General features: G+C 52.2%; 10 protein-coding genes. 7 read left to right on the forward strand and 3 right to left on the reverse strand.

Translation table 11 applies throughout. The features are described 5' to 3' along the window. Window positions 1-162: 162 nt before the first annotated feature. A complete protein-coding gene (locus tag BKD14_RS05145) occupies window positions 163-1,296 on the forward strand; it encodes a site-specific DNA-methyltransferase (RefSeq protein WP_022711662.1) in 1,134 nt (377 codons plus the stop codon). Between the two features lie 163 nt (window positions 1,297-1,459). Here BKD14_RS05145 and BKD14_RS05150 read toward each other — a convergent pair whose 3' ends face one another. Continuing rightward, window positions 1,460-2,077, reverse strand: coding sequence for a class I SAM-dependent methyltransferase (locus BKD14_RS05150; protein WP_075654494.1), 618 nt, complete (start codon window positions 2,075-2,077; stop codon window positions 1,460-1,462). A 17-nt stretch (window positions 2,078-2,094) separates the two neighbouring features. After that, window positions 2,095-3,201, reverse strand: a complete 1,107-nt coding sequence (mutY, locus tag BKD14_RS05155) for an A/G-specific adenine glycosylase (protein ID WP_075654495.1) — start codon at window positions 3,199-3,201, stop codon at window positions 2,095-2,097. 221 nt (window positions 3,202-3,422) lie between these two features. Here mutY and BKD14_RS05160 point away from each other — a divergent pair, with 221 nt between their 5' ends. The 6 genes from BKD14_RS05160 to BKD14_RS05185 all read left to right on the forward strand — a co-directional run bounded on the left by BKD14_RS05160 (window position 3,423) and on the right by BKD14_RS05185 (window position 11,457). Then, the gene (locus BKD14_RS05160) at window positions 3,423-4,190 is read left to right on the forward strand and encodes a glycosyltransferase family 25 protein (RefSeq protein WP_075654496.1); all 768 of its coding nucleotides are present in this window, start codon (window positions 3,423-3,425) and stop codon (window positions 4,188-4,190) included. Between the two features lies 1 nt (window position 4,191). Further along, window positions 4,192-5,481 (forward strand): O-antigen ligase family protein, encoded by a 1,290-nt coding sequence (locus BKD14_RS05165; RefSeq protein WP_075654497.1) that lies wholly within the window; start codon window positions 4,192-4,194, stop codon window positions 5,479-5,481. Between the two features lie 9 nt (window positions 5,482-5,490). Then, on the forward strand, window positions 5,491-6,000 hold the full coding sequence (locus BKD14_RS05170; RefSeq protein WP_075654498.1) for a DciA family protein: 510 nt from the start codon (window positions 5,491-5,493) through the stop codon (window positions 5,998-6,000). A 176-nt stretch (window positions 6,001-6,176) separates the two neighbouring features. Continuing rightward, the gene (locus BKD14_RS05175) at window positions 6,177-6,839 is read left to right on the forward strand and encodes a DsbA family protein (protein WP_075654499.1); all 663 of its coding nucleotides are present in this window, start codon (window positions 6,177-6,179) and stop codon (window positions 6,837-6,839) included. A gap of 135 nt (window positions 6,840-6,974) precedes the next feature. Beyond that, window positions 6,975-10,439 (forward strand): chromosome segregation protein SMC, encoded by a 3,465-nt coding sequence (gene smc, locus BKD14_RS05180; protein ID WP_075654500.1) that lies wholly within the window; start codon window positions 6,975-6,977, stop codon window positions 10,437-10,439. Between the two features lie 124 nt (window positions 10,440-10,563). After that, window positions 10,564-11,457 (forward strand): cation diffusion facilitator family transporter, encoded by an 894-nt coding sequence (locus BKD14_RS05185; protein ID WP_075654501.1) that lies wholly within the window; start codon window positions 10,564-10,566, stop codon window positions 11,455-11,457. 56 nt (window positions 11,458-11,513) lie between these two features. On the opposite strand, the gene BKD14_RS05190 is transcribed toward BKD14_RS05185, so the two are convergent. Beyond that, window positions 11,514-11,861 (reverse strand): VOC family protein, encoded by a 348-nt coding sequence (locus BKD14_RS05190; RefSeq protein ID WP_028233815.1) that lies wholly within the window; start codon window positions 11,859-11,861, stop codon window positions 11,514-11,516. Window positions 11,862-11,936 lie beyond the last annotated feature (75 nt).

An 11,936-nucleotide genomic window follows, 5' to 3' on the forward strand; every position in this document is an offset into this window, starting at 1 on the left:
AAGTATTTACAGTGGTTTGTGAGTGCTGTTTTGCGTTAATTTTAAAGAAATTTGACGATTTTCGCGCCTGATAACGCTTTTTAACAATTCGATTAACCCCATGTTTACCCTGTTCGGTAACCATAAGGACAGTAAAGCGTTCCTATGTTTAGCGAGTATCACATGTCCGTTGTTCGTCTTGTGAAAGATCTGCCAGAAGCTGCACCGCGCTCGGTCTGGCTCGATACAATTCTTAAGGGTGACTGCGTAGCTGCGCTCGATCGTTTGCCGGATCATTCGGTGGATGTGATCTTTGCTGATCCCCCTTACAATCTTCAGCTTGAAGGTGCTCTGCACCGTCCGGATCAGACCAAGGTCAATGCAGTTGATGACCATTGGGATCAGTTCGACAGCTTTCAGGCTTATGATGCTTTTACCCGTGCATGGCTGCTGGCCTGCCGCCGCGTGCTGAAGCCAAACGGCACCATCTGGGTTATCGGCTCGTATCATAATATTTTCCGCGTCGGCGCATCGCTGCAGGATCTGGGCTTCTGGATGCTCAACGATATTATCTGGCGCAAAACCAATCCGATGCCGAATTTCCGCGGCCGTCGTTTCCAGAATGCACATGAAACGCTGATCTGGGCATCCCGCGATCAGAAGAGCAAAGGCTATACGTTTAACTACGAAGCCATGAAAGCCGCCAATGATGATGTGCAGATGCGCTCTGACTGGCTGTTTCCGATTTGCACCGGCGGTGAGCGTCTGAAAGACGATAATGGCGATAAGGTTCATCCGACCCAGAAACCGGAAGCATTGCTTGCCCGTATTCTGATGTCTTCATCGAAGCCTGGTGATGTGATCCTCGATCCGTTCTTTGGTTCCGGCACTACCGGTGCGGTTGCCAAGCGTCTCGGCCGTCATTTTGTCGGTATTGAGCGTGAACAGTCTTACATTGATGCGGCAACCAAGCGTATCGAAGCTGTTGAGCCTTTGGGAAAAACCGAACTGAAAGTCATGACCGGCAAGCGTGCTGAACCACGTGTAGCCTTCGTTAGCGTGATTGAAGCCGGTCTGCTGCGTCCGGGTACAGTTCTGTGTGATGCCAAACGTCGTCATGCAGCAATTGTTCGTGCAGACGGTACTCTGTCTGCCAATGGCGATGCCGGTTCCATTCACCGTATGGGTGCCAAGGTACAGGGCTTTGATGCCTGCAATGGCTGGACATTCTGGCATTATGAAGAGAATGGCGTGTTGAAGCCGATTGATGCGCTGCGCGCTGAAATTCGTGTGAATATGGCTCAAGCCGGTTCATAAAACGAACGGCAGAATACCGGCACTTGATACTGGTATTTTCTACAGCATTTTGCGCTGGTTTGATGTGTTAAGCACAGGCCACGCATAATTATCGGACTGACCTCCAGAGATGTCTGAGCCTTAAAGCGCCGGTGTTGAGCCGGCGCTTTTTTTGTGGACTGCTTCAGGAAGTTTTACGGCAGAGCCAGACAGTGAGATGACCGCAATGCGGGTCATTTTCCACATATTGCACAATGTCAAAACCGTTCTCGGATAAAAGACTGCGGTATTCCTCCGGTGCGAGGCTGGAGTGATAAAGCGGTTGCCCTTCAAAAGTGCCGATTGCTTCGCCATTTGCAGTGCCGCTGGTAAACATCAGAACTGCATTCTCTGCAGCGAGTGTTGCAAAGCGGGGAAACATCCGGCGCTGATCATCACGCTGCAGGTGAAAGAAACTGTTCCATGCGAGTATGCCGTCAAATTTCTGCGGGAGAGATAGCTCACGCATATCTGCGACCAGCCATTGCTGCTGAGGGAAACGGGTGCGGCAGAAGTCTATCAGGCTGGCAGAACTGTCGATGCCGGTCAGCTGAAAGCCTGAGCGGATCAGATGACCGGCTATAGGCTCGCCCGCACCGCAACCGATATCCATAACAGAGCCTTGATGAGGTAACAGACCGGTAAAACGTGCCAGCCATTCCGCTTCCATCAGGCCTTTTGCAGCATTGCCACGCCGGATATCATCCCATTTCTGCGCATGCGTTTCATATAGCGGAATAATATTATCTGCGTCTTTGGACATAGCATTTTTCCGGTTGTTCATTTGAAAGTGTCAGGCAGGGCGGCGCTGATGGCTTTCTTCATCACTGTCGGCAGCGCTTCTTTTTCGAGATTGTTCTGGGCAACCCACCAGCCATTATTGCTTGGCGGCATGGTTGAAACATCCGTTTTATAAACGCTGAGGCGTAATTCAAAATGAGTGAAAATATGAGTGATGGTGCCGCTTGGCTGCCAGTTTGCAGCAATTGGTGCCGGATCAGTACTGGTCAATTGTGCAATATGCTCAGGAGAGGTCGCTTCATCTGCCGCGATCCATTCGCTGTTCGGTACTTCACTCATGCCGGCAAGCAGGCCTTTGTCAGGGCGTTTTCGCAAGTAAACATCGCCTTGCGGTGAGAGAATGATAAAAGCCGCACCATAGCGGACAGGGCGTGCCTTTTTCGGTGCTTTGACAGGATAAAGCTCCGGTTCGCCTTCCAATAAGGCTGCACAATTATCATTGAGCGGGCAGAGAATGCAGGCCGGATTCTTAGGTGTGCAGATTGTAGCGCCGAGATCCATCATCGCCTGCGCAAAATCACCGGGGCGGGTTTGCGGAGTGAGTTGCTCTGTAAATTTGCGAATTTCAGTCTTGGCCTGAGGCATCATGGTTTTGATCGCAAACAGGCGGCTCACTACGCGCTCGACATTACCATCGACAACCGCAGCCGGAATATCGAAGGCAATGGCCGCAATGGCCGCTGAAGTATAATCGCCGATACCCGGCAATTGTTTGAGACCCTCCACACTCGCCGGAAACTGCCCTTTATGCTGAGAGGCTACCATATCCGCGCATTTCTTCAGGTTGCGGGCTCGGGAATAATAACCAAGCCCCGCCCAGCCACGCAGCACATCATCTTCGGTGGCATCGGCAAGTGCCTGCACATCCGGCCACAGACCGGTAAATTTGAGGAAATAAGCTTTAACCGCTTCAACCGTCGTTTGTTGCAGCATGACTTCCGACAACCAGATGCGGTAAGGATCAGGACGCACACCTTGTTCGTGCTCAACGGGCGTTACGCGCCATGGCAAAATACGGTGATGACGATCATACCATGCCAGCAGCTTTTGCGCAGGAGCATCATCTCCCGACACGGCAGGAAACATCGTCGGACAGTTGTTGGGGGAGGCTTGGAGGCGCTTTTTCGTCATATTTTGTCAATAAATGATCTGCTTTCGGAATGCACCGGAAATTATTTTTAGCTTGTGCTTACAATGTGAAATCGTTTTCATTATGCAGCGGATAGTTTGACTGTCGTCATATTGCTGAGTACCACAATTTTATAAACCTTATTTTGTTGATGGAATAATATCCGAAAGGCTTGATATTGCAGAACAAACAAAGCTTTCCGGTCTATGTTCTCAATCTTGACCGCTCAAAAGACCGCTGGGATTCGCTGCTTGCACATGCGCAGGAAAGCGGCATTGCGCTTCAGCGCGTGCCGGCAATTGACGGTAAATTGCTCGCAGAAGCGGATAAACGCCATTTTGATGATGCGGCTTTCCGACGCGATCACGGGAAGATTGCCTCCTCTGCGGAAATCGGCTGCTATTTCAGCCACATGAAGGCTCTGGAAATGATTGCGTCAGGCGATGCGCCAGCCGGTGTGATTATTGAAGATGATATCCGGTTTTCTGAAGAATTTGTTCCGGTTGTTGAAGCTGCAGCAGATTTGCAGGGCTGGGATGTCATCAAGCTGATCCATAACCGTCTTGTAGGGTTTCGTCCGGTTGAAAATCTCACAAATGATGTGGCGATCGGGCGTGTTACCCACGGGCCGCTTGGTAATGCCGGAGCCTATATTGTTTCAAAAGAGGGGGCGGCGAAAGTGCTCAAAGCACTGCAAGTGATGCATCTTCCTTATGATGTGGCACTGGAGCGCGGCTGGGCGGGTTCATATAATTTCTTCACCGCCAGCAGGGCTGTGGTGAGCAATGCCAATGAAAGCGCTTCAACAATATCCGAGGATATCAAAACCTATTCGCGGGCAAAATTACCTGCCCATAAACGGATCGGTACATTATTCTTTCGTATGAAAGACTATTTGCAAAGACTGTTTTACAGTTTCCAAAAAACAAATATCCGGCAACGGTGATATGCGAATTCTGCAAAAAAACTTTCTGATACGTCGTCGTATTGATCTCTGGCTTTTATGTCTGGCGGCAATCGCAATGCCGGTCCGTTATGCGCTCGGCCCGATTATCCTGTTCGTGTATAGTTGTATCGGTTTCTATCTGGCGCTGTACAAACATCGCTGGCACCGGATGTATGGTGCGCATTTTTATGTCCTGATATCTGCCTATATGATCTGGAGCCTCAGCCTGATGGCATGGCGCGGTGAGCTCAGCTTTGCTAACCGGCAAGTGGGGTATGTGCTGCTGTTATGGCTCTATTCTTTTGCCGGATTGGGGATGGTTCTCATCCGTGACCCGCTGAGAATCCTCGCATTCGGCTCCCGTACCGGCATCATTCTGTGTGCAATAATGGTTGCAGGAGAGGCGCTGTTTTGGGGCGGCCGTATCGGTATCGGCGGTAATCCTGCAGTATTTGCCTATGCGGCAGCAATTGCAGCAGTTGCAGCAACATTGCCGATTAAAAACGCTCCGCGTGTTTTACCGAACGGACCGTGGTATCTGGTCATTGGTACGGGGATCGTATTTGCCTCCGAAACCCGTGCGGTTATGATCACGCTGGCTCTGCTGGCAATATTTGAAATCATTGTGCTGATCGGCCGTATTGCCAGCCATAAGGTGAAAATCGGCAGTTCACTCATTCTTGCTGCCTGTCTGACTGCTGTCTTTACTGTTGGCCCTGTCGCCGGAGTTCTGTCGCAGCGCTTCGCCGGTATGGTGCATTATTATGAAACCGGCGACAGCAGCCAGTGGGCGGATAAATCCTCCGCAGATACACGTGAGCAGATGTGGCGCGGTGCGGTGAAAGTGGTTGCGGAACATCCTTTAATTGGTGTCGGCTCGGAACAAAAAATGACTGCAGTGCGGGAGGTTCTGGGCGATCAGGCAACTTTGCTTGACGGTTATATCCATGTTCATAATTCAGTGTTTGATGAACTGCTGGTCAATGGTGCAATCGGTTTCCTGTTGCTGCTGGCAGCGGCTGTATCCGGCTTCATTTTCTTCTGGCGCAATAATTCAGACTGTACGGTTCGGCGGGTGCTGATCTATTTTACGATCAGCTGGGGCAGCTATGCTATGCTGCATAATCCGCTGCTGCATGAGACCAGTATTGCTGTGACAATGTTCTTTTTCAGTGTGGTTTATGCAGGAACAAGCCGCAATATATTGCGGCGTAACAGTGATGCCCGCAATGCTCTGGCATTTTATAACAGAGAAAAACCATCGCCCGTCGCGGCAATAAAACCGGCATAAAGGACAGAGATGAGCAGAGAGGAAAAATCGGGTTTTAAACCGCTGGCAGATACGGCCGGTAGTGTGCTCGATCCTGTCTTACGCAAACGCGCCGGTATTAATTTGTCGCTGATACAGGCATGGGAAGATGTGGTCGGACCGCAGATTGGTGCGCAGTCGCGTCCGTTGCGGATTGTCTGGCCGCGACGCGCCCATGAGGATGATCCGTTTCAGCCGGCAACACTGATCATCGGCTGCGAAGGTATGGCGGCCATGCGCATCCAGCATTCCACCGGCGAGATCATTAATCGCGTGAATTCCTTTTTAGGTTTCGCTGCTATTGCCCGTATTCGCATTGAACAAAAATCTGTTGCCCCTGTTGCGCAACGTAAAATCAAACCGCTGATGCCGGTTGGTGCACCTGCCGAGAAAAAACTGGCGCAGGCAACAGTCGGTATTGAGGATGAGGCATTACGTGCCTCACTGATGCAACTTGGCCGTAATATTCTGGCGGAAAAAGCCAATAAAAAGCCACGCTGATCTTAATTTCAAAGGGCAGATTACAGAGAATAAACAATGCGAAAACGGCTGAAAATTGCCCGTTAAGTCTCTGGAGACACACTGTTTATTAAAAACTCTTAAGCTGCCTGACAAAATTCCGGCAATTTGCTCTAATATCCGGAAACTATAGCAACGTGAATGAACGGGTGATTCGTATGATGTCTCAACTGAACCGCAGACAGCTTCTTGGAACTGCAGCTCTTGCAACTGCGGCATTGTCCGTATCTGCCGCCGGCAGTGCTCTGGCACAGACAGATGTTCCGAAGTCTGACGGCTCTGTCGATATGAAAAAACTGCTCGAAAAAGGCGCACTTGAAGATAAAGTGCTGGGGCAGGCTGATGCACCGGTAACAATCGTTGAATATGCTTCGATGACCTGCTCGCATTGTGCGACTTTTGCTGTGAATACACTTCCGGTAATTGAAGAAAAATACATCAAGACCGGCAAAGCCCGTCTGATCTTCCGTGAATTCCCGTTTGATCCGCGCGCAACGGCTGCCTTCATGCTGGCACGCTGTGCACCGGATGATCGTTATTTCCCGATGGTGGATGTGCTGTTCAAGCAGCAGATGCAGTGGGCTGCGGCCGATGATGCACAGGCTGCATTGCTGCAAATCTCCAAACTGGCCGGTTTTACACAGGAGACATTCAATGCCTGCTTGACGAACCAGCAGCTTCTCGATGATGTGAATGCTGTTCGTGAACGTGGCGCTGAGTTCGGTGTGAATGCAACGCCTACATTCTTTATCAATGGTCAGAAATATTCCGGAGCTCTTTCGGTTGAACAGATGTCGGCAGTTATCGACTCTATGCTCTGAGCCTGATGCATATTCATGCAGCGGGGGCTTTTTTGCGCCCGCTGCATTTTCATATTTAAAAAAAATAGTGTCTGATTTTATTCCGCTCTTTATTGATTTGTTTTTGCCGCGCCCGGTTGCACGGAGCACTGGCTGATGCGTTTTACCAAACTGCGCCTTCTCGGATTTAAATCTTTTGTCGAGCCGATGGAATTCGTCATTGAAGGCGGATTGACCGGTGTCGTCGGGCCGAATGGCTGTGGTAAGTCCAATCTCGTTGAAGCGCTGCGCTGGGTTATGGGGGAAAACTCCTATAAGAATATGCGCGCCTCCGGCATGGATGATGTTATTTTCTCCGGCTCAGGCACACGTCCTGCACGCAACAGTGCGGAAGTAACCCTGTTTCTCGACAATAGCGACCGCTCTGCACCGCCTTCCTATAATGACGTGGATGAGCTGCAGGTCTCGCGTCGTATCGAGCGTGAATCCGGTTCTGTCTATCGCATCAATGGCAAGGAAGTCCGCGCCAAAGATGTGCAGCTATTGTTTGCCGATCAGTCTACCGGCGCGCGCTCACCGTCTATGGTCGGGCAGGGACGTATCGGTGAGCTTATTCAGGCCAAACCGCAGGCACGCCGTGCATTGCTGGAAGAAGCTGCCGGTATTTCCGGTCTGCATTCCCGCCGCCATGAAGCTGAATTGCGTTTACGTGCGGCTGAAACCAATCTTGAACGTCTTGAAGATGTGGTCGGAGAGCTTGGCACCCAGATTGAAAGTCTTAAGCGTCAATCCCGTCAGGCTAATCGTTTCCGCGCATTGTCCGCAGATATCCGTGCGGCGGAAGCGATCCTGTTGCATTTGCGCTGGTCGCAGGCAAAGCAACAGGAAGGCGAGGCGCAGAGTGCTTTGGCAACCGCTACATCGCAAGTTGGTGCCATGGCGCAGGCGCAGATGATTGCCGCCAAAGAACAGGCCATTGCCGCTCAGCATTTGCCGGAACTGCGTAATCAGCAGGCATCCGCATCTGCAGCCTTACAGCGTCTGACGATTGCGGTTTCGCAGTTGGATGAAGAAGCGACGCGCCTGACACAGCGCCGGTCTGAGCTGTTAAAACGGCTTGAGCAGCTAAGCTCTGACATCGCCCGCGAAGAGCAGATGTTGCAGGAACATGCGGCTGTGCTTGAGCGTCTGGACGATGAAGAGCAGGATTTGCGTGAGCAGAATGAGGCGTCCGGCGATCGTGCGATTGAAGCAGAAGAACTGCTGGCCACTGCACAGGAACAATTGCAGGCTCATGAGTCTGAACTGGCGCAGATCACTTCTGCAAGAGCAGAGGCTGCAGCAGAGCGCACGCAAAGCGAACGTTTGGTGCGTGATATTGCCGAGCGCAGTGAGAAACTCTCCGCGCAGTTGCGCACAGTGGAGCAGGATATTGCCGCGCTGGAAAACCAGCTGAAATTACTGGCCGGTACAGAAGAAAAAGCCGCCAGAGTAGCGCTGGCCGAAGAGGCGGTTCAGGCTGCGGAAGAGCAGGCTCTGGCTTGCGAAGAAATGGTAGAGCAGGCGCGGGAAGCCGAAACCGGTCGCCGCCAGCCATTGGCGCATGCACGCGAAGAGCTGAACCGGATTGAAACCGAAGCCCGCACCTTAGCCAGTATTCTCAATAGCGGCCAGTCCTCCACCTATATCGCTGTTGTTGAGCAGATGCAGGTGAAAAAGGGCTATGAAACCGCACTTGGTGCAGCTTTGGGCGACGATCTCGAAGCGCCGGTTAATCCACAGGCGCCGGTTTTCTGGACTGATATTGATAGCCAGAAGGCACGTGATTTTGGCTCCCTGCCGCATGGTGCAGTGCCGCTGAGCACGGTCGTTGATGCACCTGCGGCATTGCAAGCCCGTTTGTCTCAGATTGGTCTGGTGGATGACAGTGAGGGCGCAAGCCTGCAAGCACAGCTGCAGAGCGGTCAGCGGCTGGTGAGCCGTGAAGGCAGCCTCTGGCGGTGGGATGGTTTTACGGCGCGTTCTGATGCACCGACTGCCGCCGCACAACGGCTGGCACAGAAAAACCGTTTGGCGGAGCTTGAAGCTTCTGCTGTTGCTGCGCGCAACCGTGTAACACAGGCAGAAACGGTTTTGCGTCAGGCCGAAACGGCTTTACGTGAGGCGGTGGAGCGTGAGCGCAGTCTGCGCGATCATTGGCGCTCTGCGCAGCGTGAACTGGCGCAGGCGCGTGATGCCTTGGCTGAGGCTGAGCGTGCAGCCGGACTATTATCCAGCAAACGTGCAGCACTGGATGAGGCGAAAACCCGCCTCAGCGATAGTCTGGAAGAAAACACTATTCAGCTGGAAGAGGCGCAGATCAGGCTTGATGATCTGCCGGATCTGGCTGCATTGAATTTACAGCTTACAACTCTGACAACACAGGTCATGGCTGACCGTGCCGCTATGACAGAAGCCCGCGCCGCACATGATAATTTGCGCCGTGATGCGGAAAACCGTCTGCGCCGTCTGGAGATGATCGGGCATGAGCGCAAAAGCTGGCAATCGCGGGCAGAAAATGCCCGCCGGCAAATTACTGCGCTGACAGAACGCAGAGCTGAAACCAGTGATGAAGCGGAATATCTGGCGGAAGCACCGGCGGATATTGAAGAGCGCCGCCGCGAGCTGCAAAGCGCTGTGACGGATGCTGATGCGCAGCGCAAAGAAACCTCTGACCGCCTGAGCATTGCCGAAACCGAGCAGGCCAAACTGGATAAGCGGGCAACGCTGGCTATTCAGGAACTGGCTTCCTCGCGGGAAGTGCGTGCCCGTGCCGAAGAGCGTTTGGCAGCAGCGGAAGATCGCCGTAAAGATACAGAAGCGCGTATCGCTGAGGTGTTGAATTGTGCGCCGCATGAAGCATTCCGCCATACGGGACTGAACGCCGGTGATCCGCTGCCGGATATGGATCACACAGACCGTCAGCTGGACCGGTTGAAGATTGAGCGCGAACGTCTCGGTGCAGTGAATTTGCGCGCTGAAGAAGAGCAGCGCGAATTGTCCGAACGGCAGGACGCGATCATCAATGAGCGCGAAGACGTTATTGAGGCGATCAAGAAACTGCGTCAGGCCATTCAGAGCCTGAATAAAGAAGGCCGTGAGCGCCTTCTGGCAGCGTTTGATGTGGTCAATGAGCAGTTCCAGCGCCTGTTCACGCACCTGTTTGGCGGCGGTACGGCAGAGCTGCAACTGATTGAATCGGAAGATCCGCTGGATGCCGGTCTGGAAATTCTCGCCCGTCCTCCGGGTAAGAAGCCGCAGACCATGACATTGCTATCCGGTGGTGAGCAGGCATTGACGGCAATGGCGCTGATCTTTGCAGTGTTTCTCACCAATCCGGCACCGATCTGCGTGCTGGACGAGGTGGATGCACCGCTCGACGACCACAATGTGGAACGCTATTGCAATCTGATGGATGAGATGGCTGCTTCTACAAAGACGCGCTTTGTCATCATTACCCATAATCCGATTACCATGGCACGCATGGATCGTCTGTTCGGTGTGACCATGGCCGAGCAGGGTGTGAGCCAGCTGGTTTCCGTTGATCTGCAAACCGCTGCTGCCATGCGTGAAGCAGTATAAAATTATAGTCTTGCTGAGCCTGTTAAATCATTCCGTTTTCTTTTGTCCGATGCAAAATTAAGAATGATTTTCAGGCGTGTTTTATCTGAGTTGCAGACTGACATGCAAAGCTGAAAGGCAGATGATGAGCGGCGATCACAATCATGCGGATGTAAGCACAACACCGGTTTCGCGACTTTGGCTGGCTTTAGGCCTGACCGGAAGTTTCATGATTGCCGAAACCATCGGCAGTTATGTTACCGGCAGTCTGGCGCTGCTGTCTGATGCCATGCATATGGCGACGGATACTTTTGCGCTGGCACTTGCTCTGATTGCCATTTATCTGGGGCGCCGTGCAGCGGATATTTTCCGCACCTATGGCTATTCCCGCTTTGAAATTCTGGCGGCAGCAATCAATGCCGTTCTGTTGCTGCTCGTCGCATTCTATATTCTCTATGAAGCCTATGAACGCCTGTTCCAGCCTGCAGAAGTGCAGTCTGTTGGCATGATGATTGTCGCCGTTCTCGGTCTGATCGTGAACTTCATTTCCATGCAGCTTTTAAGCGGCAAAAAAGATGAAAGCCTGAATGTTAAAGGCGCTTATCTTGAAGTCTGGGCGGATATGCTTGGCTCTGTCGGCGTCATTGTCGGCGCGGTGATTATCTATCTGACAGGCTGGCAGTGGGTGGACTCGGTTATTGCCGTGGGTATCGGCTTTATGGTTTTTCCGCGCACATGGGTGCTGCTCAAGGAATGTATCAATATTCTGCTGGAAGGTGTGCCGGTCGGGCTGGATTTGCGCAAGCTCGAACAGTCTGTTCTGGCAGTCTCCGGTGTTGATGAAATCCATGATCTTCATGTCTGGTCGTTGACCAAAAGCCAGCATTCCCTGACTGCGCATATTGTGCTGAAACCTGAGGCAAATGGTGAAACCGTGCGCCGTGCAATCGAACAGGTATTGCAGCAGCAATATGATCTGCATCATACGACATTGCAGATGGAGGCGGAAAATTGCGCCCGTGAGGAAGATATTCACTAATCAGCTACAGCGCTCATTTAAGCGCCGCAGCTGTTATTATATCTGTGAGTGCCGGTTTAATTCTCGCTCCACACGGCCAGTTCATTGCCGGACGGATCGGTGAAATGGAAGCGGCGGCCACCGGGGAAACTGAAAACCGGTTTGACGATTTTGCCGCCTGCTTTTTCAACATCAATCAGTGTCTGTTCCAGATCCTCAGAATAGAGCACCGGTAGCGGCTTGGCATTTTTCGCTTCATCGCCTTGATAAAAGCCGCCATCCAGCCCTTCAGAATGGGCGGCATAATCGGGGCCGTAATCGGTGAAGCTCCAGCCGAAGGCATCGGCGTAAAAGGCTTTGACATCCTTCAGACCGCTTTGGCCGGCAGGCATTTCTATATAGTCGAGTTTTCCGGTTTTACGCATGATGATCCCCGAAACAAGGTTGAGAATGACGTTTGTTAATAGCAGATTCCGCGTTGTTTTGATGTTCCGGAATCA

The organism is Pseudochrobactrum sp. B5 (assembly GCF_001939785.1).
Taxonomy (GTDB): Bacteria; Pseudomonadota; Alphaproteobacteria; order Rhizobiales; family Rhizobiaceae; genus Pseudochrobactrum; species Pseudochrobactrum saccharolyticum.